This is a genomic window from Bacillus sp. P4_E1 (genome assembly GCF_056401715.1).
In genome coordinates this window covers 76307-103156 of sequence record NZ_JBFUIV010000008.1, presented here as the reverse complement: position 1 = coordinate 103156, position 26850 = coordinate 76307, and the positions used below count along the sequence as shown (strand labels likewise).

Sequence of the window (26850 nt, the reverse complement as noted above, 5' to 3'; positions counted from 1 at the left end):
AAAAACCGTTTCACTCGTAGTGAAACGGTTTTTTGTGATGAAATCGATAGGGAAATAATTCAATGATAGATAGGCTTTTTCGATGTTTTAAAGGTGAGTGAAGAACTAGTATTTGCTGTCCCTTTATGTATACATGCTCCTACTATTTCGAAATGCATAAAATGTTATGTGAAATAACGGAGGGGATACGATGTATAATTCGAATTATGATGATTGGTATAGACAGAATGATAAGCTAATTAGTGATATTGAAAAAGCTATAAACGGGGAGTATAGCGCTATAAGCTGCTATGCAAAATTAGCTAACATGGCTCCAAATCAAGTAGAACAAAAACAAATTCTTGAAATCCGTAATGATGAAATAAGGCATTTTCATCATTTTGTACAAATCTATACGAATTTAACTGGCAGACAGCCGAAACCACAGATTACGGAAAATTGCCCTAATACGTACTTACAGGGATTAGAGTTCGCTATACAAGATGAGCAAAAGACCGTAGATTTTTACTTAGAAATTTCAGATGAGGCAGCAGATGCATCTATGAAAGAGTTATTGCGCAGAATAGCTGCAGATGAACAAAATCATGCGGTGTGGTTTTTATATTATTTTGTGAAGTCGAAGTGAGTGTTGAAAATGAATGGCTGATGTGCTGAACATATTAGAAATTATTTTAAAACGCAGTGCAACAATTGAATAAGATATGTAAATGTAAGCAGAAGGAAACCGTTTCACTAGTAGTGGAGCGGTTTTTTATGATGTGCATAGGTATCGACAAAATATAGTAATTATATTTGATATATAATGTATGAAACAAAAATAAATAAGCTAGGAGCAGACATATGAAAAGAGGGATTACAGTAGATATTCTAGATGGATATGATAATTTACTTTGGAAAGTGTTAAAGCCAATTGATATTACTGCATTTGATTGGCAAGTCATGGGAAGGGAGGAAGCTTATATAATAATAGGGAATGAATTAGGTCCAGAATTATTTTCAGAAGATAACGAGATCATGGAAGGATCAGAATTAAAAAAGCTAATAAAAGATAACATATATTATCTTTTATTTGTAGACTTAAAAGCATATCCAAAAGGGAAAGTACTAGGAGAAATTGAAACATATGAAGAATTTAAGAAGAGTAAGTGTGAAGTAGTCGTATTAGTAGCGGATGGTGATTACATACAAATTTATGCAAAAAACCAAGAAGAGATTGAAATGATATATGAAAACGCACTGAATCAAGGATTTTATGTAGAATATATTACAGATGAAAATGATGGAAGGACTCGTATGTCAGTATGGTAGCAATTTGAAAGGGGAACGGCAATATGGAGAGAAATATAAGTAAAGAATATAGAATTCGAATTGCTACTGAAGATCAAAGTGATAGTATTATCATTTTATTAAAAGAAGTAGCACAATGGCTACAATATAAAGAAGTGGATCAGTGGCAGTATCTTTTAGGAGAGGAGGCTACGGCTGAAATACTAGAATGTATAAGAGAGAAATATACATATGTTGTTATGAAAGAAGATGAAATAGTTGGTACGGTTACAGCTTCTCCTAAACAAAATGAATGGGATGAACATATTTTTGGAAAAGAGGAAGTTTCTAATTCATTATATATTCATAGATTTGCGGTGAAACGGAAGTATAAGGGGAATGGGATCGGAGAATGGATTTTACAGTGGGTAGAAGAGAATGTACTACATGACAAAGAGTTTTTGAAACTAGATTGTGTTGGGCATAATCTTACGTTGAATGATTTTTATAAGAAAAGTGGTTTTGAATATGTTGGGAGTACAGATGGACTTAGTAAGTTTCAAAAAAGAAGGGGGTAAGTGAATGAATCAAATTCATACTGATTTAGTTAAAAGGTTGATAGGGGAACAATTTCCAGAATGGGCCCATTTAGGAGTGAAACCTGTAAAGTTTAGTGGGCATGATAATAGGACGTTTCACTTAGGGGATAAGATGAGTGTAAGATTGCCAAGTGATGCAGCATATGCACCACAAGTAGAGAAAGAAAATAGTTGGCTTCCTATATTAAGTAAGGGACTTTCTTTACCAATTTCTACACCAATTGCGAAAGGAAATCCGTCTGAAGCGTATCCATTGCCTTGGTCTATTAATAAGTGGATAGAGGGGGAAACGGTTACGAAACAAAATGTCCGTGACTTAAATGAATTTGCGGTGGACTTAGGAGCATTTTTAATAGAATTACAATCAATTGATGCGAGTAACGGGCCATTAGCTGGAGCACATAATTTTTACCGAGGCGGGCTTATATCTGTATACGATGAAGAAGCGAGAGTGGCTATTGAAAATAATAAGGATGTTTTTGATGAGACATTGTTAAAGCATCTTTGGGATTTAGCACTTCGGTCAACATGGGACCACAAACCAGTTTGGGTTCATGGAGATGTAGCGCCAGGGAACTTACTTGTTAAAGAAGGAAAACTTTGTGCCGTAATTGATTTTGGTATATTAGGAGTAGGAGATCCTGCTTGTGATGCAGCGATGGCATGGACGTTTTTGGATAAGAATAGTAGAAACGTATTTAAAGAAGTATTACAAATGGATGAAGAAACGTGGAATAGGGCGAGGGGATGGGCGCTTTGGAAGGCGTTAATTACATATGATGCGAATAAGATTAGTAATAAGAAAGTGGCAGAAGAATCGTATCGTGTCATTCAAGTAATTGTTGATGAGTATGGGATATAATAGAAAAAGCCTATTTTGAATCATGCGATCAAAATAGGCTTTTTTATTAATCGATACTTAAAGCTTTTTTACCCATTTGATTATAACTATGCTCAAATCGGGATTTTACCATTGGTTGGTCTTTTTTACCTTCTAACGGGTCATTATAGTAAATGTTACGATCATCTACACCAGTTATGATAATAGTATGTGCATTTCTGTATCCATTTACGGTTTTTCCTTGAGGTGTTTGCCAAGTGTGTTCTAGTTGCGGAGCAGTTATTCTGTTCCCTACCCACGCTACAACTGGTTTACCATTACGTACATAGCTTTCTAATACAGAGAAATCCTGTCCTGTTAAATCTGTACCTCTTGCATGCTTATCGAGTAATTGTTTCAATGGTGCTGGGTTAATAGAGTAACCATATCTTATTCCTCTTACGTCACCAACGAATCCAATGTCTGGATCACCCCAAACTGTAATTTTTCCATCTCCATTAATCTGTTGTCGCGTTGTATCAAATGGCATTTGATTAGCAAATTCTACTTTATTTAATGAACGTCCTGTGTAGTATTCTAAAAGCATTTGCAGTGAAACAACTGTACTTCCTTTTTGTAGTTCCGGTAATTGATTAATGGCAGGAACATTTAAGAGAAGCTTTGGACGTAAGAGATAAGACATATTTACCCATTTTGGCCCCTTATCTGTACGAATTTGTACCCATCCGTCATCTCTCTTAGCTAATTCTTCTATGCCACCTTGTGGAGCATATTTTCCAGATACTCTAGAAGAAAAACTAGGGCTATCGTAAGCGAAAAATTCTCTCGGTATGTATGTTAGTTCTTTTCCTTCACCCTCTTTTAAGTATGGATTCATCCATTGAAGACCTTCGCTAGTGCGAATTTTTAACCAGATACTATTTTCTTCAACGACTGTTACAGTTTGAGGGGGATACTTACCAACCACGTATCCTGTTCTTGACGGTCTATCAAAGGTAACAAAATTTATATCAATATACATTTGTTTTTCTTGTAATGGTGTCCACTTTAACCCATGATCCGTAGCAATTTTAATCCATCCGTTTTCAGATTCATCAAATACAGTAACGGTTTGTGGTGCATATTCAGCAAGTATACCTGAATGAAGAGAGGATTCAGGATAAATAAAATAATTTTGTTTCATAGTAACTTGCTTTAATTTAATTTCTTTATCTTTCGATTGGTCTGTGCGGGCAACTAAACTTGCAGCTTCTGCACGGGTAATAGTGTTATCTGGATACCAATGACTACCACCATAACCCGCTGAAATACCAAGAGCAACAAGAAGATTGGCCGACTTTTCACTCCAGTGACCTTTTAAATCTTGAAATACAGTAGGTAATAGTTCAGTAGATTTTTTATCTAAGTTATATGAATGAGCAAGCATAGAAGCCATAGCAGCTCTCGTTAGCTTTCCAGAAGGATTGAAATTCCCATTACCTACTCCTTTAATAATCCCAGCTTTCTCAACTGCAGCAATATAAGGAGTAGCCCAATGGTCTTGAGAGTCCTTAAATGATGGCTTAGCTGAAGCGTCTATTTGTAAGTTTAATATTTTTGCCATGATAATTGCGGCAGAAGCTCTATCGATTTCAAGATTAGGTCCAAATGTACGGTCTGGTAAGCCAGATAAGACTTTTTTCTTTACTAAATAATCAACGGACGGCTTTGCCCAGCCCATAACATCAGGAAACTGATAGTAGTAATCGTCTTCGTCTTCGTAAATCTCCAATTGCGCATTATTTTTTTGTGTTACAGTTTCACTCACAGCTAAAGAACTAGATGGAGCGATGAGAGCGCCAAGAAGCAGCGCGCTTGCCATAGTTATTTTTATTGTTTTCAATTTTACATTCTCCTTCTATTTTATCCCGCTATTTGCGGGCTAATAATCAGTGGGAGATGAATACCCCCCACTGATTAAAGTTTCACTTTATGTATGTTAATTTAATGAATAAATTGACAAAAGGAAATAAAATGGTTACAAATCATATGATTTAAGTGTGTATATGTAACATTCCTGAAGAACATTATATGATAATTTTTGGAGGCTGACAATGAAAAAGTAAGAGCATTACTTGTTTAATTTTCGATTAATAAGGAGGAATTCAATATAATTATACAGAATATTTAGATAATATGAGGTGTCGAATTTTGAATGAAATTGAATTAAAAAGTAATGTAATTAAGACAGGGCGAGAGAGGGGGATTATACTTCGGTTTATACTCGCAAGTTTAGTAGGTGTGTTTATGTTTTTCGTACCAGTTACGATAAACGGTGCTTCGTCTATTATGATTGATCATATCGTATCGTGGATAAGAGCTACGGTTCCTTCGGTAGTACCTTATTATGCACTGCTTGTTATGGTAATTGGTGCGATTTATCCATTTTATACGAAGAAATGGAATGCATCTATTGTAGACATTTGTTTTTCTATTTTAAAAGTAGTAGGTGTTGTTTTTGGCATATTATATTGTTTGAAAGTAGGACCAGCTTGGTTCTTTACGCCAGATGTTGGACCGTTTTTGTATGAGAAGTTAGTTATATCAGTAAGTTTACTCGTTCCAATTGGCTCAGCATTTTTAGCGTTATTAGTCGGATACGGATTGCTTGAGTTTATCGGCACGTTTTGTCGTCCAATTATGAGACCGTTATGGAAAACACCTGGGCGATCAGCAATCGATGCGGTTGCTTCGTTTGTTGGAAGTTATTCGCTTGCACTTCTCATTACTAACCGCGTTTATAAAGAAGGAAAGTATACGACGAAAGAAGCAGCAATTATCGCAACAGGTTTTTCAACAGTATCCGCAACATTTATGATCATCATCGCAAAAACACTAGATATAATGCACTTATGGAATATGCATTTTTGGACTACGCTTATCGTAACATTCATCGTGACCGCTATCACCGTAAGAATCCCGCCTCTTAGTAGAAAACCAGATACATATATTACAGCCCTTTCCGAACGAGAAAGCCCATCGCCTTTAGGCATGGGATGAAAGTGAGGTTGGATACGGAGTGCCACTGAAAATTGCAAGGTTTGTGGTACTTTAAGTATCCAAAGTATAGGTAGTTTCTTCGAGTCTTTTTGTTGTAATTTTTCGAAAGTAAATGATACATTGTAACTAGAATCAATGATGATAGAAGTACGTTTCAAAGTGTTTGAGAGAAAAATCTCCTCATCTCATGTAGTTGTAAAGTTTATGGACACGTTCTCATTTTGTTTCTATTGCTAGAAATGTATCAAATGAACGATGTTGAAAATCAAAAAACAAGAGGATGAAACGTATGTCACAGACCCTAACAGTGAAAGTGAAATTGATTCCAACAAAAGAGCAAATCCGTTTATTGGAACAAAGTAGCCAAGAATATATCAAAGTCATAAATACACTTGTATCAGAAATGGTTGAAGCAAAGAAAAGTACGAAAAAAAGCACAAAAGATATCGAAGCAAATATCCCAAGTGCGGTGAAGAATCAAGCAATCAAAGACGCGAAAAGTTTGTTTGCTACAAAAGTAAAGAAAAGCCATTATAAAATCATTCCGATTTTAAAGAGGCCTGTTTGTATATGGAACAATCAAAATTATTCGTTTGACGCCACTCATATTTCAATCCCGTTTAAGGTAAATGGAAAGTCCACTCGTTTAAAGGTCCGCGCTTTATTAATCGATAAAAACAATCGCAATTTGAATTTGTTAAAACATAAGTTAGGCACACTTCGCATCACAAAGAAATCGAATAAATGGATTGCCCAAATATCTGTCACGCTTCATACAAATGAAAAAGCAGGGACGAAGATTTTAGGAGTAGACTTAGGTCTCAAGGTCCCCGCGGTAGCAATCACAGATGATGATAAGATTCGTTTTTTGGGAAATGGTAGGCAAAACAAATGTAAGAAGCGTAAGTTTCGGTGTATTCGTAAGAAATTAGGAAAAGCAAAAAAAGTGAATGCGATTCGGCGATTGGATGATAAAGAACAAAGATGGATGCAAGATAAAGATCATAAAATAAGTCGTGAAATCATTAATTTTGCGATTGCAAATCATATTTCTGTCATTCGATTAGAACAATTAACGAATATAAGACAGACGGCAAGAACAAGCCGTAAAAACGAAAAAAACCTACACACTTGGTCATTCTATCGTTTGTCAAAATTTATTGAATATAAAGCGATATTAGCTGATATTCAGGTTGAATATGTGAATCCGGCTTATACAAGTCAAAGCTGTCCAAAATGTGCTGAAAAGAATAAGGCACAAGACAGAAAATACAAGTGTCCATGTGGATTTGAGACACATCGTGATATCGTTGGGGCGATGAATATTCGCTATGCAACTGTGATTGATGGTAACAGTCAATCAGCCTAAGCACCTATATGGTCTGGTTTAGGAGGGGCAATGAGATGCCCTCATCTTGAAGGCTGTTCAAAACAGAAATGGACTGCGAACGCTTAGTCATTCAAGAATCCCACCCGTAATTCCATAAGGATTCGGGCTTGCGACTTTAGTCGTGGGAGTCTCAAGTGAATGAATTGAAAGAATATTTGAGGCAAGGTGAAAAACGAGGGGACGGAATCGAAAGAACAGATTTTTCGTTAACGAAAGACGGGAAGTATTTCTTTTTATTTGATCGGTATAAATTGAAAGCGAAGACGTATTATACGACGTTGCTTTCAAACGAAAGATATGCAAGCGTATTTTTCAAAACAGTCTTGGTATAGAGAAAATCCGTATTTTACAGGAAAGCTAACAGATATTGAAACTTATAATGTTGAATTGATCAAATCAAGAGAATAAACACGTGAAAAAGGTACAGTGCATAGCTGTACCTTTTCTATGGTTATTTAGCTGGACCAGGATCCCTTGAGAAAAAGATGTGAAAGAGGAATGTGACTTTGCTTGCTCCTCCTGATGTACTTGCTTGCACATCAGATAATGCACTAGATGTTAAAACACCTTCAGAACGAGGGGGTACGACTATTTTGAGAGTATCATCTTTTTCTGATGAGGCAGTAACTGTTATTGTATCATCAGATAAGTTTACAATTTTAACAGTACCGATTGGTAAGATGGACTTGCCAGCGTGTGATGCTGAAGCAAAGCGAGAGCCTTTCCAAATCGTTTGTGCGAAAGTCTCATCATTAGATAACCAAGCACGAGCGCTGTATAATGTTACGTTAATAGAAAATTCTTGATCAAGTGGCATGGCGGCTTTCGGTTCTTGCGGTTCCTCTGGAGTTTGAGCGAGAAGGCCGGCGCACATGTATGTTTCACCTACTTTCAATAGTTACTGTTATAGCATATTAAACATCTTGTTTATAAGACACGACGGATACCTATTCATGCATAGGTTTGTGCACCAAATTTGTAGATAGAATTCTATTTCTTTACAATGGAAGTAGGTGTTATTTCTATAAAATATGGAAATCGTAAAGAGTATGTAAAAAAGAAGGAGTGGTAAAGTGAACTATGTCATTATTGGCGGAGATGCAGCAGGTATGAGTGCAGCAATGCAAATTGTTAGAAACGATGAAACTGCAAATGTTGTAACGTTAGAAAAAGGTGAAATCTATTCATACGCTCAGTGCGGATTACCGTATGTGATTAGTGGTGTTATTGCTTCTACTGAAAAGTTAATTGCACGCGATGTAAAGACGTTTCGTGATAAATATGGAATTGATGCGAAAGTACGTCATGAAGTAACGAAAGTAGATACGGAAAAGAAAATGGTGTACGCAGAGCATACGGAGACGAAAGATGTTTTTGAATTTCCGTATGACCGTTTATTAATTGCGACTGGAGTGCGTCCTGTTATGCCAGAATGGGAAGGGCGAGATTTGCAAGGCGTTCATCTTTTAAAAACAATTCCGGATGCTGAGCGCATATTAAAAACGCTAGAAACGAATAAAGTTGAGGCTGTAACTATTATTGGCGGCGGTGCAATTGGACTAGAGATGGCAGAAACATTCGTCGAACTTGGTAAGAAAGTAAGAATGATTGAGCGAAACGATCATATTGGCACAATTTATGATGCCGATATGGCGGAATATATACATAAAGAAGCAGATAAACATAATATTGAAATTTTAACGAATGAAAATGTAAAAGCGTTTAAAGGAAAAGAAAGAGTAGAACAACTGGAGACGGATAAAGGGACGTATAAAACTGATCTCGTTTTAGTATCTGTCGGTGTACAGTCAAATACTGATTTTCTTGAGGGGACAAATATACGTAAAAACCATAAAGGTGCAATTGAAGTAAATGCTTATATGCAAACGAATGTGAAAGACGTATATGCTGCTGGTGATTGTGCAACACATTACCATGTTATAAAGGAAATTCATGACCATATCCCGCTCGGAACGACTGCGAATAAACAAGGGCGACTTGCCGGACTCAACATGGTTGATAAACGCAGAGCATTCAAAGGTACGTTAGGTACAGGCATTATTAAATTTATGAATCTGACGCTCGCAAGAACAGGCTTAAATGAAAAAGAAGCGAAAGGGCTAAACATCCCGTATAAGACGGTCAAAGTAGATTCAACAAATATGGCGGGCTATTACCCGAGTGCTTCGCCACTTCACTTGAAATTACTATATCACGCCGATACGAAACAATTATTAGGCGGTCAAGTAATTGGAGAAGAGGGCGTAGATAAACGTATTGATGTTATCGCGATGGCACTTTTCAATAAAATGAGTATTCACGATTTAGAAGATGTCGACTTAAGTTACGCACCACCATATAACAGCGTTTGGGATCCAATTCAACAAGCAGCAAGGAGAGCGGAATAGCACTTTTTTAAGTGCTATTTTTTTTGTGAAAGGGGAATAAATAAAGTTTCACTTTATTTTGAATATACCGTTCACCCTTGAAAACATAGTACGTATCGCTTATATTGTCATATAGTATTTATTTTTTAATAAAGCAATGAACGAACCAGGGGGCACAGTATGGCAATTAACATGAATACAATCGAAGAATGGATTGCTGAATCAAATGCAAGAAACGAAGAAGACTTAGGAAACGTTGTTGAAGAGATGAAAGAAGTATGTGTCGGACTTGATAACGCGACATTAATTTATACGAAAAACGTATTTTGTTTCGGTAAGAAAGTAGAAGTATTCTTCTTCTTCCAAGATCACGTCGTTATCGGAGAAGAGAAGGAAGAGTATATTGAGATTGAAAAATTAAAGTATGATGACATTACAAATAGCAACTTAAAAACAAATGACAAAAATACAACGTTAGAACTAAAGTTTTCTAACGGGAAAGCTATTAATTTAGATAGTCTAAATGATAACTACGGTACGAAAAACTGGTTATTTGCAAGACAAATTAAGAGTATTTTTAAAGTAATCTAGTAAAAAAGCAGACCTTGAAAGGTCTGTTTTTTTACTTATTTCCTATTAAACAAAGGCACCCTCTTTCTTCGTAACATTTCACGCTTGTAAATCCCGTCTCATAAAAAAGGTTTACTAATTCTTCGGTCGTCTTAAATTTATCCATATGATATTGGATTTTGAAAGTTTCAGCGACTAGTAAAAAGGAGCCATTCGGTTTTAAGACGCGAAATACTTCTTTCATATCATTCTCAACATCAGGCCAAAAGTAGTGGGTTTGAAAAGCGGTAATGAGATCAAAGAAGTCCGGATGATATGGAATAGAGGAGACGCTTGCTTGATGAATAATTACTTTCGCTGCTTTGACATCCTTCATATTTGCTTTCTTTGAGTTTTCAACAGCTTGATTGGAGTAGTCGATCCCGTATATTTTCCCAAGCGGAGTTTGTTTTGAAAGAGTCTGTATGGTTTTACCACCCCCACAACCAATATCTAAAATAACTGCATTTTCACGTATATGTATTTTTTGTAAAGCCCAATTTGTTAGTCTCGTATGCGCAGCATTCATAATGCAAAGCATAGAGGAACCAATTGTCCCGCGAGGATTTTTCGCTTGCTCGATTAATCTTTGTAAAATACTCAATTCAAACTCTCCTTTTATATAAGAATATGTATTTATTTCGCTTTTAATAATTTAACTCCTTTAAAAAAAGCACGCCATTAATCGGCGTGCTTCTAATTATGCAAGGACCCTTTTAGCCAATTTCGCGCCCTGTAAGCCCCAACAGGAATTTGAATGAGTGAAGTTTCATTTCCAGCATCTATCCCGTACAACTGATCACATGAATTTGTATCAAAACTAAGTAAAGGGTGCCCGCCCATCCCCATAGCTGTCGCAGCTAAAACGAGTTTATGAACGAGCATGCCAGCTTCCATTTGATGAATGCGATATCCTCTATAACCTAATTTGTTTTTATAGTAATCTTTATTTCCGATTACATGTAGACAAAGTGGTACTTGAAAAAGGTTTACGTTATCCATCGTCATACTGGATTGCAGAGAATAACGAAGGTCTCCGTACCGAATTGGCTGTATGGAATGTGTCCTACTGTTATAAGCGTAAGCGCCGTTTTCTATGTCTTTTACGTTATAAAAACATCCATATAGTGAGACTCGTGCGTTTTCATTTAAATATTTGCCATCAAGGTCGTTGTAATAAGGGAAGGAGAGGCTCGCTTCTTGTAGTAAAGTAGCGAGCTCGGCTGCATCCCATTTCGTTAAAATGAAGTCAGAATCAGGTGAATATCGTTTTTTACAAAGTTGTAAAAAATCATATGATAAACGTTCCACTTTAGGTAGCTGCATAGCGTGTGCACTATATTGTTGTCGTTCTTCACAGGTAAATGTTTGGAAGTGTTCTGTTGATTCAATCATAGAAGCCGCGTTTATTTTTTTTATCATCGGATATTCATCTACATATTTTGAGCGAACGAAATGCTCATGTGTTAACGGCGGGATTTGTTGCAACAAGTCATGAGAAGTAATAGTTTTATTTTTACGATGATCATCATGAAACCAATCTGTATTCGGTTCTGTACTTAAAGGAATAACAGCATACACACTTTCTTCACCTTCTGACAGTCCAAGTAAATGATTCATTGCCCGATCTAGAAACTGAAAATATACACCATTTGTATAACCAAATTGTTTTGCGCATTCAAGTAATTGACCGATTAGAACACCGCTATCTAATCCTTGAAGACGATACGAAAAGTTATTGTATTTAAAGAAGTTTTTCCAAAACATAGTGGATACAAATGCAGCACCAAAACAAGAATGTACGTTACAACGATTGCCGAGTGCTTCTGTAAGATAAGAATCGAAATTTCCTTCGCGAAGTAAGATAAGACGGTGATGCGCGGCGTCGTAATGGTAAATGCCGTCTGGATAATGATCAATTTTTAAATACATATATAATTCATTCGGATATAAAGCACCCCCAGAAGGGATGAATCTTCGAAATAGAGTCGTTGTTTTATTATTTTCTAGGTTGGTAGTAGGCTGACATAATTGTGTTAAACCAAATGAGTACCAAAGATAATGACCGATTTCCTCTAAGTTAGGTTTAGTAGAAGAATTCCGCAAAGTTAATGGGATTTCTAAAGAGAGAGGGATTACTGGTAAATTTCGATATAATTTATAAGGAAGTGGTGCGTCTTCCCAGTCAATCTCTTTATCGGACGACATAATTTCATTAATAGAAAAATGGAGATGATGTAAAAAAGTATCAGGTTGCATCAAATTTCCCCCTCACTATGAATTATGGAAACGGATGCGGATGTGGATTTAAACTTTCATTCGTTAAAGGCTCAGCCCAATATCCAAGTGTCATCGGTACGGTATACACTCTATCCAGTCCTGTAACCCGAGTGAGATGGTGACCGAACGTCATCGGTAACATGCCTGGAATAATTACTTTTACACAATGTAAGCCGTTCTTTTCTATAAGGGGGACCGTTTGATCTACAACAATTACTTCAAGGCCGGATTGATGTAACCTGTTTAAAAGTTGATGAAGATCAGATGTTAAATCCATATCAAATGATTGTAATGCATTCATTTCTTGGAACGTTTGCACCGGAGCATCATCACGTAAAAGGAAGTGAAGACGTTCTTCCGCTTCTTTCAATCCATACAGCATACTATGGTCTTCCATTTGCGAAACAAGATATGGATCTTGTAAACAGTTTTCATATTTCTCTCTTTTTTGTTCAAGCTCTTCATCTGTTATAAGTAACATGCCCGCTATTTCATGAATTGCATTTTTTATAGCTCGAATTGGTTCCATATGTGCGCCGCCAGCACAGACGAGATTCATACCATCTTGCCTTGTATTTTTCGCAATGACCCATATGCTCGGAATACCATGTTCCATCGTCGCGTTGAAAACGTATAATTCATATCCAGTAATTGTGCGTAAGCGTTCCAACATTAGTTGCAATTCAGTATCATTGGCTGAACTAAGATCGAGACGGGGAAGAGGTAATTCGGCATACCAAGTGAGCAAAAAGGCGTCACGCTCTACAATTTCTAAAATGCCGTGAAAAATTGCTTCTTCTAAACTACCACCAATGGCACATCCATTTGATGTTTCATACACGAAAGCATCTCTATGACCAAGGCTATAATAAGCGATTGATTCTGGAACTAGAAGGGGCCTGCTTTGTAATAAAGAATATCCCCATACCCAGTTTTGCTCATAATCAGGATCAAACGGCTTAAATGGAAAACTATCACGATTGTAATGTTCATTTGTATGTACACCAAGTGTGAGGGGATTCAGTGCAACATCTTCTAGCTCACGAAAACTGCCATGTACATTTGTTTTTTTCCCACGAGGCGACATACCGCAATAGCGTTCTAATCCTTCTAAAATAGCGGTTGCTTCACTAAGTGAAAATGAATGAGTCCGGCCCGCGACACCTTCATTTCCAAACAGTAACGGCATGTTTATAATGACATCAGCAAACGGTAATAAAGAATGTTGCATTTGGCCGTTTAAAATACCAGTCCGGTAATCTAAATAGTCTCTCGTTAAAAATGTGTTTAGCTCATGAATGGAACGACAGCGATACGTTTCAGTACTCGTTTTCAAACTTGGTTGTAAAGAAATTTGCGCTGCATCTGCTGTATCGTCAGGCAAATTGCTGCATACCGGACAGAGAGGGTCTGGAAGAAACGAATTCCGGGTACATTGTAACGTTTGTAAGTCCAGTAAAATGAGTTCGTTTTCTAAAGAAGAATATCCATGTGCTAATATTTTCTCTGTTTCAGCATGAATGAGCTGGCACATTTGTAGCATTCCATTTTGGGTGGCGCGTACATCACGCCTCGTCACGTTATCTGCTTTTAATGCATATTTTCGTTGTAGTTCCCACATTTCTCTTTGATCAAAGCCAGCTATAAACCGGCGTCCATCAGCGCAGTGGGAACATCCAGTTGTAAGAGGCTTCACGTAAGGACCGATAATACCTTCACCAAACGAAGTAAACGCGCGAAGCCACGGAATATTATTTGAGCGAAAGATAAGCTCAGCATCATGATGTACGGAAGAAGGAGACCCGTCATGTAAAACGAGAGCAAGATGAATGTTTTCAGGGAGAGCTTCTGTAATTGTATGCTGGCGGATGAGTGAATATTGCTTACACAATTGCTCATGTACATAGTCTGTGAGTAGGCCATCTCCTATAAGTAGTATGTTTTGAGTCATTGGTCATCCTCCTTTGCAATTAATACTCCATATACACCGTCTAAGCTGTCTCTTAAAAATGACTCAATAGCTAAATCAAAAACGAATGGATACAAGTTGTTTTCCGCTAAATTTTGCAAAGCAACTTGTAAAGACTGTACGCCTGGAATTTCTTCCTCTTCTTGTATTGCTACTCTAACAGAATCTGTACTATATAAAACAATGGATGATTCCGGTAACATATTAGCTTTATAAGGAATCTCTTCATTTTGAATATGAAGGAGTGCCTGTTGCAGAGCATTTCTTAATGCGAGTGTTATATTAATATTTGCCGCACCATACCATCTATCATTAATACCGATCCAAACGACAGGAAAACCAAGTAACTCCTCACTCATTCCTACTTTAGGTATTTCATGAATTGTAGAGAGAGCATCGTAGTAAAACCTACAATGTTTATCATGAATTTCGGTTAAATCAAGCTCTGTAATCTCTTCTAGCATATGTGATTGGCGTTCGTATAACTTATTATTTAAATGTTTTTGGAGTGCTCGGTATACACCTTCTGTCATCGTTTCTCCAGCGCCAATACCGATATCAGTATGTTCGGGGATAAGACGATGAATCATTTCAGCTACATATGTTTCAACCCCTGTTAAACCAGCTTCGCGGCGTGCTTCATTATGAGTTAATCCACCGCAAGTTATAGTAGGAAGGGGAGAGGTAGGTCCGTCTGATAATGGATTTGCAACTTGAATATTGCACTGTGATAAAGGCAATTGGTGTAAATCTTGTTCATCCCACATGTGGAATATGCCAGCTTCTTTAGAAGTTAACGTATCAAAAAAACGAAAAAGTTCAGTTGAAGTATATTGTCCGGAACGTTGGGCAAGGTTTTCTTGAAGATTTTGCACCGTATCAATTGTAAAGATTTCATCGGTTGCGAGAAGATGTTTTATGAAAGGGTGCCACTTTCCTTCAAGTGTTTCCAAGTTTAATAAAAAGAATTGAGGATTAGGCTGCCTATGTGAATCTTCAGCGACATGTTTAAATAACTCAAAAACGATAACATTTGCTAACATTGCAGATGCAATTGGTGAGAAAGGTTCAGGTGGATTTTCACTTTGTAAAGTAGTTTCGTGTAGACGATGCCAAGCTGATTCCCAGCATTCTTCACGGTCTGCGGTTACGACGGGTCCAGCTAAACCAATTCTTGATAAGCACATAGCTGGTATGAAATTTTTCTTAAACTCTCTACAAATAGTATGGATTGCTCTTAAACTTTCAATATCTCCATTTTGGGAAACGTATAAAATCCAGTCGAAAGGCTCGAATACTTCATGCAAAGGGCGATCAATTGTAATATCTATTTCTTGAATAAGTACATTGTCATCATTTGCATATGCACGTTCGCTTAATTCATGAATTCGATTGTAGTTTGTTTCAGCACGATCTGTAACAAGATAATGAAATGTAGGTAAACCAGATTCTAATAAAGAAGAAACTAGGGAAGTAAGCATATCGCCAGAACCAATTATAAGCACATTTGCTGCGCGGTACGTTTCGAATTTTAAAGCGCCTGAATGGGAATCAGCTTCTAAAAACTCAATTTGCGAAGCATATCTGTCGAGTAATGCACTGTTTAATTCGTGGGGAGCATCTTGGCTTACATCACGAATGAAACCATTTTCATATAAAATCTCTCCAATTTCAAATACACGATTTTGATAGGGGAGAGGGAGACCATCGGTTATTTCTGTCAAAGAATGATTACCGTTAAACATAGGCATTAATTTCTCAATCCAGTCATAAATTCCATCACCATCCATACGGAATGAACTGGAATTATTTCGAAAGTAAACACCCCCGTTTGAATCGGGGAGGAAGAAAGTATCCTTATTTGCTTTAAGTTTTGCATGAACTGGAAGGTTATTCATGTTTATCCCCCTTACGCTTTAGGCATACATTATTAGTATATGTAGTGTGATTTGTCCCATATGAACATAATGAAAAAAGGCTGTAGAATGATTCATTCTACAGCCTTTAATAGATTAATAATCTATCAACCTTCTAATAATAATGATTTTGGATCTTCAAGCATATCTTTAACAGCAACAAGGAAGCTAACTGCTTCTTTACCATCAACAATACGGTGATCGTAAGATAGTGCAAGGTACATCATTGGACGGTTTTCCATACGCTCGTTATCGATCGCAACTGGACGTACTTGGATTTTATGCATCCCTAGAATACCTACTTGTGGACTATTTAGGATTGGTGTCGACATTAGAGAACCGAACACGCCACCGTTTGTAATTGTAAATGTACCACCTTGTAGCTCTTTTAATGAAAGTTTATTATCGCGTGCTTTCAGACCTAAATTACGAATCTCGCTTTCAATTTCAGCGAAGTTCAATTGGTTAGCATCGCGTACAACTGGAACAACTAATCCATCTGGAGCTGCTACTGCAATACCGATATCATAGAATTTTTTAATGATAAGCTCATCGCCTTGAATTTCAGCATTTAATAATGGGAACTGTTTTAATGCTGCAACAACTGCTTTTGTGAAGAATGACATAAAGCCAAGACGTACATCATGTTTTTTCTCGAAAGCATCTTTGCGTTCTTTACGTAATTCCATGATTGCACTCATATCAACTTCGTTAAATGTAGTTAACATTGCAGATGTTTGTTGAACTTCTACAAGACGTTTTGCAATTGTTTGACGGCGGCGGGACATTTTCACACGCTCAACTGGTTTTTCAAATTCAGTTTTTGCAACTGGAGCCGGACTTTGTTTTGGAGCAGCTGGTGCTTCTTTTGGCGCTGCAGCGTGAGCTTGTACATCATGTGGTCTCACACGTCCAAGTGGATCTGTGCTACGTACTTCGTTTAAATCGATTCCTAATTCACGAGCCATTTTGCGAGCAGCTGGTGATGCGATAGGACGATTTGTATTTGGTAAACCTTGCAACGCTTTATTTTGTTCAGCACTTGGAGCTGCTGCTTTCGGTGCTTCAGTAGTTTCTTGTTTTGGTTGCTCAGCAGGTGGTGCTGGTGTGCTTACTGCAGCTGCTGCGCCATTGGCATCTAAAATTGCGATAGTAGCGCCAACTTCAACTGTATCCCCAGGTTCGCCTAGTAACTTCGATACAATACCTGAATCTTCTGCAATGATTTCTACATTGACTTTGTCAGTCTCAAGCTCAACAACGCTGCCACCTTTCTCAACTTTGTCGCCTACGTTGATAAGCCATTGTGAAATAGTTCCTTCTGAAATAGATTCTGCAAGCTCAGGTACTTTAATTTCGATCATTTTAAATGTCCTCCCCTTATTTGCCTAACGGTGTGTTTTGTCTTCTTTAATCTTCGGTAATCTCCATTTGTTAGCCTGGCTGAGGCAGACTATCTGCCACAGCCAAGCCTGAAAAACTCATTGTTACTTTCAGTTGCTGAAAACTTCAATTTCTTGTTTATCTTGACGGAAGTTGTACTTCACATCTAAAGCGTGTGCAACGATTAATTCTTGCTCAGCTTTGTGAGCGAATGGATCGCCACCAGATGGGCTAGAACGATCCGGGCGTCCAATGTAACCTGTTTTCACTTTATCCCCAGCTAGTTCGAACAGAATTGGAGCCATGTAATGCCATGCGCCCATATTACGAGGTTCTTCTTGAACCCAAATGATTTCTTCTAAGTTTTTAAAGCGTTTAATAATAGATTGAACTTTTTCAGCAGGGAATGGGTACAACTGCTCGACACGAACCATATGAACTTCATCTAGGCTGTACTCATGCTTACCACTTTCGATTTCTGCTGCTAAGTCAATTGCCATTTTACCTGTACTTAAAACAAGACGTTTTACTTTGTTTGGTTTTGCACCAAGGTTTTCTTGTTCTAAAGCAGGTTGGAAACGTCCTTCGCTTAACTGACTAGCAGTTGAAAGCGTAAGTGGATGACGTAATAAACTCTTTGGTGTCATAAGCACTAACGGTCGAACAGCTTCTGTTCCTAAGATAGATGCTTGACGACGTAAAATATGGAAGTATTGTGCCGCGCTCGTTAAGTTTGCAACTGTCCAGTTGTTCTCAGCAGCTAATTGTAAGAAACGCTCTGGACGTGCACTAGAGTGTTCTGGCCCTTGACCTTCATAACCGTGTGGTAATAGAAGAACTAAACCAGATTTTTGACCCCATTTTGCTCTTCCTGCTGAAACATATTGATCAAATAATGCTTGCGCAGTATTTGAGAAGTCACCGTATTGAGCTTCCCACATCACAAGAGTTTCTGGAGCAAATACGTTGTAACCATATTCGTAACCAACAACAGCAGCTTCTGATAACGGACTGTTATGAACAGAGAATGATGCGTTAATGTTCGGTAAACGGTGTAATGGTGAATATGTTTCGTTTGTATCAGTATCGTGTAATACGATATGACGGTGCGCGAATGTACCACGCTGTGAATCTTGACCAGTTAAACGAATTGGCGTACCTTCTTGCAAAATAGAAGCGAATGCTAACGATTCAGCAAGTGCCCATTCAATTTTACCGTTCTCTTCAAGAGCATCTTTACGGCGCTCAAGAATTTTCTTCACTTTTGGATATACGTTAAAGCCTTCAGGCCAAGACAATAGTCCTTCATTAATTGCACGAAGTGATTCAATTGAAACACCAGTGTCAATCGGTTGAATTCCTTTTGCAACAACCTCTGGAACTTTAACGTGAATTGTTGCAGCACTCGTATCAGCTGGTGGCACTTGTGCGTATTCAGCCTTTAATTCCTCTTGTATAAACTGAGTAATTGTTTCAACCTCATCTGCATTCAGAACGCCAGCAGATTGTAATTGATCTGCATAAATTGCTCTTACAGTTGGGTGATTTTTAATTTTTTTGTACACTTGTGGTTGCGTAACTGCTGGATCATCCATTTCGTTATGACCATATCGGCGGTAACCGATTAAATCGATTAAGAAGTCCTTTTTGAACAGCGTACGATATTGGATCGCAAGGTTTGCAGCAGCAAGACAAGCTTCCGGATCATCAGCATTCACGTGAACAATCGGAATATCGAAACCTTTTGCAAGGTCGCTTGAATATTTAGTAGAACGAGAATCATAGCTATCAGTCGTAAAGCCGACTGCATTATTTGCGATAACATGGATCGTTCCGCCAGTTTGGTATGCATTCAATCTACTTAAGTTGAGTGTCTCAGACACAACACCTTGACCAGGGAATGCAGCATCACCATGAACTAAAATTACGAATGATTTTGTAGTATCTTGTTCTGGAAGACCAGATTTTTTACGATTCTCTTGAGCTGCGCGTGCGAAACCTTCAACAACAGGGTTAACGAACTCAAGATGACTCGGGTTATTTGCTAATGTAACACGAGTGCTAACTTCTTCATTACCAACGACTTGTTCTCTACCTAAATGGTATTTCACGTCGCCAGTCCAGCCAGCATTTGCCACTGTACCTTCTATTTTTGCATGTTTGAATTCTGCAAACATGTGATTATATGGCTTTTCTAATACGTGAGCGAGTACGCTTAGACGACCACGGTGAGCCATACCAATCATGACATCTTCAACGCCGCCTTTAGCACCTTCTGAAACAATTTCATCTAGTACAGGTACAAGCATATCAACGCCCTCTATTGAGAAACGTTTTTGACCAACGAATGTTTTATGCAAGAATTGCTCGAAACCTTCAACAGCAGTTAAACGTTTTAAAAGAGCAGTTCGTTTTTTATTTGATAATGGTTGACGCAATGAATTTGATTCCACCATTTGATGCAACCACGCGCGTTCTTCACTATCTTGTATATGTGAGAATTCATAAGCTAAAGATTTTGTATAAACGTCTTTTAATCTATGAATTACATCAAGTGCAGTGTGAATACCCTCTGGTGCATCTTGCCATACTGTTTTTGCTGGAATCGCTTTCAAGTCAGCATCGCTCAGTTCGTTCATTGTTTTCTCGATAAGAGATTGTCCGTTTGCAGCATCTTCCATCGGATTAATGTGAGCCAATGTATGCCCGAAAGAACGGATCTGTTCAACAAGTTGAACGACCTTAAGAATCTTTTCAATGTTCCCTGTGTTTTGAGGAGAAAAATGTGTTGCTGTGTTGTCCCCTGTTACGACATCATCTTGAAACGAAGGAGCTCCAAAAATTTCAAAAAGCTCTTGTAATTCCGGATCAACAGAACCTGCTCCAGTTACGTAAAGATCATACTGCTCAATAACATAACCAAGGTTCGGACCATGGAACTTGGCCCAAGGGTTTGTCGTTGTATTCTTCCTCGTCATTTGTTTAAACCTCCCAATGCATATAATCCTTTTTCCATACAAAAAGGTGCATTTTGCTCTTTTCAATAATTGATGAACCAATAATCAATGTAAATGTTTTTCTTTACTCTTATGTTATTACAATAATTTACATAATACCAAACACTATTACTTATCTGTTTTGTAAAAAAACATTCACAATAACTTATCACCCAAGTTAATCTTTCATGTTATAAAGTAATTTCACGGGAAAACGGGGTGGATATATTTGGTATACCTACATTAATACCTATAATTGTTGCATTTAAATATAAGTATAACTATCAGAATGTTTTGATAAAGTTTAGTTCGAATTATGTATATTGGAATAATAAGCGCTTTCATTGATATTATACAACAATATAACGGAATATAGTATAAAAAATAAAAAATTATGAATTTACCATAAACTTTATCTCGATAGTGTTAAATATCGAAAGGAAAATGAAGGATTTCTACAAAAAAAGTGGCTATACATAAAAAATGCTTCATAAACCGTTAGTTTCTATAAATATGGCGAAAAACAACGTAAAAACAATAGCGCATTTCACCCGATAAAGAGCAGAATGAAACATTTTAAAAGGATAAAACAAATATGGAGATATTAAATTTTCATAAAAACGGAGAGGGGATATAGTAACGGCTATATACATTGTTCCATGTTTCATTTCAAAATAGACGTGCTGAATTTGAAAAAGTTTCTTCTATTCAATTGAAAAGGGAAAATATGATCCATCACTTCCGTTAGCATTTGAAATTGCAAAAGCATTTCAGACAACGATAGAACATGTATTTATTTATGAAGGAAAAGAAGGGGAGGAATAGAGATGAATTATTCACAAAAGTACTTTGTAATTATGGGAATTATCTTTTTAATTATGAGTGGAACTATGATATTAGCAGGTATAATGACACATTCCGCGCCGCCAATTCCAACCTATACAGTACTTGCAATGATGATCATGTGTTTTTGCCTAAGCTACTTGCACCCGCAATTTAAAGAAAAAGATGAGCGAATGAAACTCATTCGTTATAAAGGAATGTTCTTCAGTTTTTTTGCACTAACGGCATACTATCTTCTTTTCTCTATCGGCTTAAACTTAAAAGTAATTACGCTATCTGCGGTTGAACTATTGAATATATTAATGGCACTTACGATGAGTACAGTTTTTATATCGTTTGTTGTTTTATCTAAAAGATATTAAGATGTAAAAGAGAAAGGAAGATTAACATATGCAAATGATGTACGCTTTTGGCATGGGGCTTGTTTTATTTTTAGCGGTATTCTTATTTATTCGTAAAGACGTTCAAGGTGGGACGTTAACGAAACGAGGATTTTATAAAATGATCGGCTGTTTAGTTGTTATGTTTATAGCGATTATCGTAATGATCGTTTTAATAAATCAGTCACTATAGAATTTAAAAATGGAACCTTACTTTTGTAAGGTTTTTCTTTTTGAAAATAAAACTAAAAATTACCATAAAATCCATTTGCTATCTATTCTGTGTATTATATAATCCAATAAAATGATAGGCAAGGAGAATAGTATATGAATAAAAAAGCTATCTTCTTTTTATTAACATGTCTACTACTTGTTCTCGTTTGTTACTTATATAATATGTAACAAACGAGAACAAGTGCCACCTATGTTAGTATGGGAGGGCCAGGAATACTACGTTACGAATGAACCTGTCAAAGCAGAAGAAGTCGGGCAAAAGCTTGGCGAAGTGACGAAGGAAATTGAAACAAGCAAAAGGCCTACTAACAATAGCGAATCTAATACATTAAAAGAAAAAACAGAAGTATTCACAATGATTGAGGAAGAAAAAAATGATTACTCGCCATTAATCATAAAGGAACCTTATGGTGACGAATATAGAATAGTAAGGCTGATGTTAAAGCAAGTATTATAATATAAATGAAGAAACAAATTTTTAATAGAGAGTAGTGAGCGTTATGAGATGGAAAGCAGGAACTTTTGAAAAAATAGAAACGAATGATTTATCTATTGAGCAGCTTAAATGTGCCTATAAGTTGTTTTAAAGTACATAACGAAAATTTTTTCAAAGAAATACCTTATAAAAATATTAAAATATGCAAAATTGCATATTGGTTATTCTAAATCTTATGCTAACCTTATAATGAAAAATATAACATTTGTTGGTAATGAATGATTTTTGAAGGAAATAAGTTATTGAAAAAATATCATATAGGGAAATTGTTTGAATTTCAGATGTTACAAATGTTATCTTATTTTTAATGTCTGATAAAAGCGATGCCATTAGAGGTCAAAATATTGTTGTTGACTATGGATATACAATTGTATAAATAAATCATCTTGGGAATTAAGGGTGTGGATAATGAGTTTACTAATTAAAGATTTAATAAAGAAATTTGACGAACATGTTGCAGTGAATAATTTGAATATCGAGATACCAAAAGGTGAAATTTTTGGATTCTTGGGCGGGAATGGAGCAGGTAAAACGACTACATTTCGAATGATACTTGGCCTTTTATCGAAATCAAGCGGAACCATTTCATGGAATGGTAAGCCTATAAATTATGATGTAACGGATAAGATTGGGTATTTACCCGAAGAACGTGGGCTTTATGCGAAAATGACTGTCAAAGAACAAGTTAACTTTTTTGCAAAATTAAAGAACATGAAAAGTAAAGATGCAGAAAAAGAACTTCACTATTGGCTGGAGCGTTTTAATATTACTGAGTATCTGAACAAAAAGGTAGGAGAACTTTCAAAAGGGAATCAGCAAAAAATTCAGCTGATAACAGCGATTATACATAAGCCTGAACTATTAATTTTAGATGAACCATTTAGTGGTTTAGATCCAGTAAATGTTGAAATGTTAAAAGAAGCTGTTCTTGATATGCAAAAACAAGGGGCGTCGATACTTTTTAGTTCACATCGTATGGAACATGTGGAAGAGTTATGCCAACACATTTGTATCATGAACAAAGGAGTACCTGTTGTTCAAGGAGACATTGCCAAAATTAAAAGTGACTTTGGTAAAAAGAATGTTGTAATCGTTGGCGATCATGACTTTGATCATTTGAAAGAAATAAAAGGTGTAGAAAGTATGAAAAAACGTAAAAATGCAGTTACTCTTAAAATTTCATATGAAGAAGTTTCGCATGTTTTATTTAAAGAGATAACGAAATTAGGTTTTGTTAAAAAATTCGCAGTAGAGGAACCTACATTAAATGACATCTTTATTGAGAAAGTAGGTGCACAGCATGAATAGTTTCTGGACGATTTTTTTACAAAACTATAAATCTAAGGTAAAAGCTACATCATATATTGTTATTACAATCATGATTTCTATGTTAATTATAGGAATGATGAATTTTGAAAAAATTTATAACTATTTTGTAGGTAACGAGGAAGAGCAAGTTGTCGTTGTTACAGAAAAAGAAGAATTATATACAACAATTCAACAAGTGTTTAAAAATGTCGATAGTAAGATACATGTTAAACATAGTACGGATAAACAAAAAGCAGAATCAGGTGTTAAAGATGGTGATTATACATATGCAATCGTTGTAGAGGAATTGGATAATAAGCAACTAAAGGCTACGTATATAACTGAGACAGATACAAATCAGCAAGATGTTAGTAAGGTTCAAACGATTTTATCTCAAATACAATCTTCTAATTTCGCGCAGCAATTAAATCTATCACAAGATGAATTAAAGGTGCTAACAACGCCAGTAGAAATTCATACCAAAACTATATCAGATAAGGTTAAAGATGGAAAACATACAGAGGGTGTAGGGATTTTAATTAATACCTTTATCATGTTAAATTATTTAATGATATTATTGTATGCTGCACAATTAGCTACAGATGTTGCAACAGAGAAATCTTCTCGTGTCATGGAGTTAGTTGTTTCAAGTATTTCGCCTACCAAACATTTATATGCGAAGCTATTTTCAACATTATCAGCAGGTATTACGCAAATCATAATTTGGTGTTTGGTCGTAACTGTTGGGTATAAAACATCAGTTAATGATTCGGAAAATGATATTTTAAACAGTATTGATTTTAATTCTATTGCTCCTACTTTAGTGGTGTATGGGATTCTATTCTTCACATTAGGATTCTTATTATATGGCTCATTATCTTGTCTACTCGGCTCTATTATTAGTCGTATAGAGGAATCTTCTCAAGCTGTTATGCCGTTAACATTTATGTTAATTGCTGCTTTATATATCGCACTTTATGGAATGTCAAATCCAAGTAGCACGGTTGTTACCATTACTAGTTATATACCTTTCTTTACTCCTATTGTTATGCTCGTTCGAATTGGATTCCTCAATATCCCAGTATGGGAGATTGCGCTTGCATTAGCGATTCTAATTGCAACAATATGTATGATGATTGGTTTAACGAGTCGTGTTTACCGCGGTGGCGTATTATTATATGGTAAAGGCGCATTTAGTAATATCAAAAGGGCAATCAAGTTAGGGAAAAAATAAGATTGGCTTATTCATATTTAAAAAGACTACATAGTTAATCTATGTAGTTTTTTGTTGTTACAATAATTTTTATATATAAATTATTGTATTAGGCTATTTTTTTAAAGAAAACTTTAAAAAGTTCCCAAGAAGAGAGTGAAGAATTGAGTTCTGGTGAACAACGCAGAGCTATGAGTGATATAATTTATGTCTTTCTCAAAAATTGAGGAAAAGAAGTAGGGGAAATGGTATAAATATAATATTAGCGATTGATGAACTGGAAGTTTCACAGAATCTTACGCAATGTTTCAATCGAAATAAATATAAGTTGAAAGAAGTGGATATATTTATTGCTTTTTGAAGACATGTTGAATATTACAAGTTTAGAATCGCACTTTGCTATATCACGGTGAACGATATTACAAATAGCAGTAAATCAAATAAAATAAAGCTAGCTAAGAGTGAGCTTTTTTGTCTAAAATATTGACTCAAATCTAATAAGAGATTTAAAATCATAAGTTTATTTTCATATGAAAAATTAATCGTTAACCAAAAGAGAGATATTGATCAAATCTCGAACAGTATATAAAAATTTATTATAAAAATAATATATTGATTTGCTACATAAAGAAAGCCCCGTGACTATCAAGGGGTTTCTCATATGATCCCGACTGGCCTCGAACCAGCGACCTCCACCCTGTCAAGGTGGCGCTCTCCCTGCTGAGCTACGGGATCTTAAAAAATGCTTATGTAATAGCATCTTTAATAATTATGCTAAAGCAATTATATATAATTAACTGAAATTTTACAATATTTTTATAGTAAGTTTTTAAAGAGGGAGCATGTGCAAGTATATTAGTAGTGAATAAAGGGAGAATTAATAAGGAGAGAACTGAATAGAAAGTAGGTTTTGAATGTAGCGGTTATATTATTTTCGATAGTTATCTAAAGGATTTTCGTCACTTAGATCAACAAGTAAAGGACATAAGAATAGCAAAGGTAAAGCGGCGTTAGCATGATGAAAGGTATCATTAGACATATATTGTCTTCCGAAACAATACGGACAATCTTTTTCAAATGTTACGAGTATCGACCATACATCTTTTACTTTCCACTTCGTTTTACAATATGTACAACGCGCCATGGAGTTCCTCCTCATTTTAAGGTGTTTTCTAATATATTCCATTTGATTGTACTAAAGTCAAGTGCATTTAGTGTGATAGAATATAAGTTGGTTTGTTTTTTTATATGGATGTATTCCGTAATTTATGACTAAATGAATGTAGTGTGAGGGTTATATAATAAGAGATTTTCATTTTTAATATGCAAATTGGCCAATATATCCTTTTTACAATTTTCAAGAAATCATGTATAAAAGAAGTACAAGATATTTATAAATATTCAGGAGTAGAGGGAGAATAATTGTAATGGTAAGAAAAACGTTTAAGATGCGTGTGTCTAGAAATAGAACGATTTCGATTGATGGTTCGATTCTTGATGTGGATGTGACGCATGATGAGTTTTTACAAGAGTTCGTTGAGTGGGTCGATTCTAAAGGTTGGTCGTTTATGGGGATGACAGATGAGATTACACCTGAGGAAGCTAGTCAAAATTTAATAGACTCATTGATTGATGAGAAGGATAAGAAAGAGTAATTCCTTCTTATTTTTTGTTGTATATTTATGTTCCTAATCGTAAAAG

23 protein-coding genes, 1 tRNA gene and 4 pseudogenes are annotated in these 26850 nt (G+C 36.1%); 18 read left to right on the top strand and 10 right to left on the bottom strand.

What is annotated here, in order from left to right:
- The first annotated feature begins 190 nt into the window (after positions 1-190).
- From AC1DS7_RS13325 to AC1DS7_RS13310, 4 genes are all read left to right on the top strand, one after another.
- Positions 191-625: a ferritin-like domain-containing protein gene (locus AC1DS7_RS13325; RefSeq protein ID WP_002142369.1), complete on the top strand. Its 435-nt coding sequence runs from the start codon at positions 191-193 to the stop codon at positions 623-625.
- Positions 626-840: 215 nt separating this feature from the next.
- A complete protein-coding gene (locus AC1DS7_RS13320) occupies positions 841-1308 on the top strand; it encodes a DUF2691 family protein (protein WP_002084693.1) in 468 nt (155 codons plus the stop codon).
- Between the two features lie 23 nt (positions 1309-1331).
- On the top strand, positions 1332-1844 hold the full coding sequence (locus tag AC1DS7_RS13315; RefSeq protein WP_215588311.1) for a GNAT family N-acetyltransferase: 513 nt from the start codon (positions 1332-1334) through the stop codon (positions 1842-1844).
- A gap of 4 nt (positions 1845-1848) precedes the next feature.
- The gene (locus tag AC1DS7_RS13310; RefSeq protein ID WP_215588310.1) at positions 1849-2727 is read left to right on the top strand and encodes an aminoglycoside phosphotransferase family protein; all 879 of its coding nucleotides are present in this window, start codon (positions 1849-1851) and stop codon (positions 2725-2727) included.
- Positions 2728-2773: 46 nt separating this feature from the next.
- Here the strand turns inward: AC1DS7_RS13310 and AC1DS7_RS13305 are convergent, their stop codons facing one another.
- A complete protein-coding gene (locus AC1DS7_RS13305; protein WP_215588309.1) occupies positions 2774-4588 on the bottom strand; it encodes an S-layer homology domain-containing protein in 1815 nt (604 codons plus the stop codon).
- Positions 4589-4896: 308 nt separating this feature from the next.
- Between AC1DS7_RS13305 and AC1DS7_RS13300 the strand changes: the two are divergent.
- From AC1DS7_RS13300 to AC1DS7_RS13285, 4 genes and pseudogenes are all read left to right on the top strand, one after another.
- Positions 4897-5733 (top strand): annotated as a pseudogene (locus AC1DS7_RS13300) (YjiH family protein); the annotation flags it as partial.
- Positions 5734-6034: 301 nt separating this feature from the next.
- Positions 6035-7114 (top strand): RNA-guided endonuclease TnpB family protein, encoded by a 1080-nt coding sequence (locus AC1DS7_RS13295; RefSeq protein WP_476999034.1) that lies wholly within the window; start codon positions 6035-6037, stop codon positions 7112-7114.
- 149 nt (positions 7115-7263) lie between these two features.
- Positions 7264-7443 (top strand): annotated as a pseudogene (locus AC1DS7_RS13290) (zinc ribbon domain-containing protein); the annotation flags it as partial.
- Positions 7433-7543, top strand: coding sequence for a YARHG domain-containing protein (locus tag AC1DS7_RS13285; RefSeq protein ID WP_080118795.1), 111 nt, complete (start codon positions 7433-7435; stop codon positions 7541-7543). The pseudogene AC1DS7_RS13290 and the gene AC1DS7_RS13285, both read left to right, overlap by 11 nt.
- Positions 7544-7586: 43 nt before the next feature.
- Here AC1DS7_RS13285 and AC1DS7_RS13280 read toward each other — a convergent pair whose 3' ends face one another.
- Positions 7587-8009, bottom strand: a complete 423-nt coding sequence (locus AC1DS7_RS13280) for a hypothetical protein (protein ID WP_002126015.1) — start codon at positions 8007-8009, stop codon at positions 7587-7589.
- Positions 8010-8208: 199 nt separating this feature from the next.
- Here AC1DS7_RS13280 and AC1DS7_RS13275 point away from each other — a divergent pair, with 199 nt between their 5' ends.
- Together AC1DS7_RS13275 and AC1DS7_RS13270 are read left to right on the top strand one after the other, a co-directional pair.
- On the top strand, positions 8209-9543 hold the full coding sequence (locus tag AC1DS7_RS13275) for an FAD-dependent oxidoreductase (RefSeq protein ID WP_002126016.1): 1335 nt from the start codon (positions 8209-8211) through the stop codon (positions 9541-9543).
- A gap of 159 nt (positions 9544-9702) precedes the next feature.
- A complete protein-coding gene (locus AC1DS7_RS13270) occupies positions 9703-10113 on the top strand; it encodes a DUF3908 family protein (RefSeq protein ID WP_002030461.1) in 411 nt (136 codons plus the stop codon).
- A 31-nt stretch (positions 10114-10144) separates the two neighbouring features.
- Here AC1DS7_RS13270 and AC1DS7_RS13265 read toward each other — a convergent pair whose 3' ends face one another.
- The 6 genes from AC1DS7_RS13265 to odhA all read right to left on the bottom strand — a co-directional run bounded on the left by AC1DS7_RS13265 (position 10145) and on the right by odhA (position 20657).
- Complete coding sequence (locus tag AC1DS7_RS13265; RefSeq protein WP_431179833.1) at positions 10145-10735, bottom strand: class I SAM-dependent methyltransferase; 591 nt, start codon at positions 10733-10735, stop codon at positions 10145-10147.
- Positions 10736-10827: 92 nt separating this feature from the next.
- Positions 10828-12390, bottom strand: a complete 1563-nt coding sequence (locus tag AC1DS7_RS13260) for a SagB family peptide dehydrogenase (protein ID WP_002140885.1) — start codon at positions 12388-12390, stop codon at positions 10828-10830.
- A gap of 22 nt (positions 12391-12412) precedes the next feature.
- Positions 12413-14362, bottom strand: coding sequence for a TOMM precursor leader peptide-binding protein (locus tag AC1DS7_RS13255; protein ID WP_012260565.1), 1950 nt, complete (start codon positions 14360-14362; stop codon positions 12413-12415).
- The gene (locus AC1DS7_RS13250) at positions 14359-16278 is read right to left on the bottom strand and encodes a putative thiazole-containing bacteriocin maturation protein (protein ID WP_016101526.1); all 1920 of its coding nucleotides are present in this window, start codon (positions 16276-16278) and stop codon (positions 14359-14361) included. The genes AC1DS7_RS13255 and AC1DS7_RS13250 overlap by 4 nt, the downstream gene beginning before the upstream one ends.
- Before the next feature lie 125 nt (positions 16279-16403).
- Positions 16404-17660, bottom strand: coding sequence for a 2-oxoglutarate dehydrogenase complex dihydrolipoyllysine-residue succinyltransferase (odhB, locus tag AC1DS7_RS13245; RefSeq protein ID WP_215588838.1), 1257 nt, complete (start codon positions 17658-17660; stop codon positions 16404-16406).
- A gap of 129 nt (positions 17661-17789) precedes the next feature.
- Entirely contained in the window at positions 17790-20657 is a 2868-nt protein-coding gene (gene odhA, locus AC1DS7_RS13240; protein ID WP_476999033.1) for a 2-oxoglutarate dehydrogenase E1 component, read from the bottom strand.
- 726 nt (positions 20658-21383) lie between these two features.
- On the opposite strand from odhA, the pseudogene AC1DS7_RS13235 reads away from it, so the two are divergent.
- The 7 genes and pseudogenes from AC1DS7_RS13235 to AC1DS7_RS13205 form a co-directional block, all read left to right on the top strand.
- Positions 21384-21500: pseudogene (locus tag AC1DS7_RS13235) on the top strand (helix-turn-helix transcriptional regulator); the annotation flags it as partial.
- A gap of 2 nt (positions 21501-21502) precedes the next feature.
- On the top strand, positions 21503-21880 hold the full coding sequence (locus AC1DS7_RS13230; RefSeq protein WP_002117153.1) for a hypothetical protein: 378 nt from the start codon (positions 21503-21505) through the stop codon (positions 21878-21880).
- Between the two features lie 28 nt (positions 21881-21908).
- Positions 21909-22091: a DUF3976 domain-containing protein gene (locus tag AC1DS7_RS13225; RefSeq protein WP_002086895.1), complete on the top strand. Its 183-nt coding sequence runs from the start codon at positions 21909-21911 to the stop codon at positions 22089-22091.
- 134 nt (positions 22092-22225) lie between these two features.
- Positions 22226-22589, top strand: a pseudogene (locus tag AC1DS7_RS13220) (hypothetical protein).
- Between the two features lie 346 nt (positions 22590-22935).
- On the top strand, positions 22936-23004 hold the full coding sequence (locus tag AC1DS7_RS13215; protein ID WP_131232464.1) for a hypothetical protein: 69 nt from the start codon (positions 22936-22938) through the stop codon (positions 23002-23004).
- 32 nt (positions 23005-23036) lie between these two features.
- Positions 23037-23936: an ABC transporter ATP-binding protein gene (locus tag AC1DS7_RS13210; RefSeq protein WP_063217401.1), complete on the top strand. Its 900-nt coding sequence runs from the start codon at positions 23037-23039 to the stop codon at positions 23934-23936.
- Positions 23929-25170 carry an ABC transporter permease gene (locus AC1DS7_RS13205; protein ID WP_476999032.1) on the top strand — a complete coding sequence of 414 codons (1242 nt, stop codon included), beginning with the start codon at positions 23929-23931 and terminating at the stop codon, positions 25168-25170. The genes AC1DS7_RS13210 and AC1DS7_RS13205 overlap by 8 nt, the downstream gene beginning before the upstream one ends.
- A 641-nt stretch (positions 25171-25811) precedes the next feature.
- On the opposite strand, the gene AC1DS7_RS13200 is transcribed toward AC1DS7_RS13205, so the two are convergent.
- Positions 25812-25884, bottom strand: a tRNA-Val gene (locus AC1DS7_RS13200).
- A gap of 193 nt (positions 25885-26077) precedes the next feature.
- Positions 26078-26293, bottom strand: a complete 216-nt coding sequence (locus AC1DS7_RS13195) for a hypothetical protein (RefSeq protein WP_215600967.1) — start codon at positions 26291-26293, stop codon at positions 26078-26080.
- A 283-nt stretch (positions 26294-26576) separates the two neighbouring features.
- Between AC1DS7_RS13195 and AC1DS7_RS13190 the strand changes: the two genes are divergently transcribed.
- Positions 26577-26804, top strand: coding sequence for a hypothetical protein (locus AC1DS7_RS13190; protein ID WP_002086892.1), 228 nt, complete (start codon positions 26577-26579; stop codon positions 26802-26804).
- Positions 26805-26850 lie beyond the last annotated feature (46 nt).

Bases quoted from the DNA above. Each gene is read 5' to 3' on its own strand.
- AC1DS7_RS13325 (WP_002142369.1), top strand. From the start codon at position 191: ATGTATAATTCGAATTATGATGATTGGTATAGACAGAATGATAAGCTA.
- AC1DS7_RS13320 (WP_002084693.1), top strand. From the start codon at position 841: ATGAAAAGAGGGATTACAGTAGATATTCTAGATGGATATGATAATTTA.
- AC1DS7_RS13315 (WP_215588311.1), top strand. From the start codon at position 1,332: ATGGAGAGAAATATAAGTAAAGAATATAGAATTCGAATTGCTACTGAA.
- AC1DS7_RS13310 (WP_215588310.1), top strand. From the start codon at position 1,849: ATGAATCAAATTCATACTGATTTAGTTAAAAGGTTGATAGGGGAACAA.
- AC1DS7_RS13295 (WP_476999034.1), top strand. From the start codon at position 6,035: ATGTCACAGACCCTAACAGTGAAAGTGAAATTGATTCCAACAAAAGAG.
- AC1DS7_RS13285 (WP_080118795.1), top strand. From the start codon at position 7,433: ATGCAAGCGTATTTTTCAAAACAGTCTTGGTATAGAGAAAATCCGTAT.
- AC1DS7_RS13280 (WP_002126015.1), bottom strand. From the start codon at position 8,009: ATGTGCGCCGGCCTTCTCGCTCAAACTCCAGAGGAACCGCAAGAACCG.
- AC1DS7_RS13270 (WP_002030461.1), top strand. From the start codon at position 9,703: ATGGCAATTAACATGAATACAATCGAAGAATGGATTGCTGAATCAAAT.
- AC1DS7_RS13260 (WP_002140885.1), bottom strand. From the start codon at position 12,390: ATGCAACCTGATACTTTTTTACATCATCTCCATTTTTCTATTAATGAA.
- AC1DS7_RS13255 (WP_012260565.1), bottom strand. From the start codon at position 14,362: ATGACTCAAAACATACTACTTATAGGAGATGGCCTACTCACAGACTAT.
- AC1DS7_RS13250 (WP_016101526.1), bottom strand. From the start codon at position 16,278: ATGAATAACCTTCCAGTTCATGCAAAACTTAAAGCAAATAAGGATACT.
- odhB (WP_215588838.1), bottom strand. From the start codon at position 17,660: ATGATCGAAATTAAAGTACCTGAGCTTGCAGAATCTATTTCAGAAGGA.
- odhA (WP_476999033.1), bottom strand. From the start codon at position 20,657: ATGACGAGGAAGAATACAACGACAAACCCTTGGGCCAAGTTCCATGGT.
- AC1DS7_RS13230 (WP_002117153.1), top strand. From the start codon at position 21,503: ATGAATTATTCACAAAAGTACTTTGTAATTATGGGAATTATCTTTTTA.
- AC1DS7_RS13225 (WP_002086895.1), top strand. From the start codon at position 21,909: ATGCAAATGATGTACGCTTTTGGCATGGGGCTTGTTTTATTTTTAGCG.
- AC1DS7_RS13210 (WP_063217401.1), top strand. From the start codon at position 23,037: ATGAGTTTACTAATTAAAGATTTAATAAAGAAATTTGACGAACATGTT.
- AC1DS7_RS13205 (WP_476999032.1), top strand. From the start codon at position 23,929: ATGAATAGTTTCTGGACGATTTTTTTACAAAACTATAAATCTAAGGTA.
- AC1DS7_RS13195 (WP_215600967.1), bottom strand. From the start codon at position 26,293: ATGGCGCGTTGTACATATTGTAAAACGAAGTGGAAAGTAAAAGATGTA.
- AC1DS7_RS13190 (WP_002086892.1), top strand. From the start codon at position 26,577: ATGGTAAGAAAAACGTTTAAGATGCGTGTGTCTAGAAATAGAACGATT.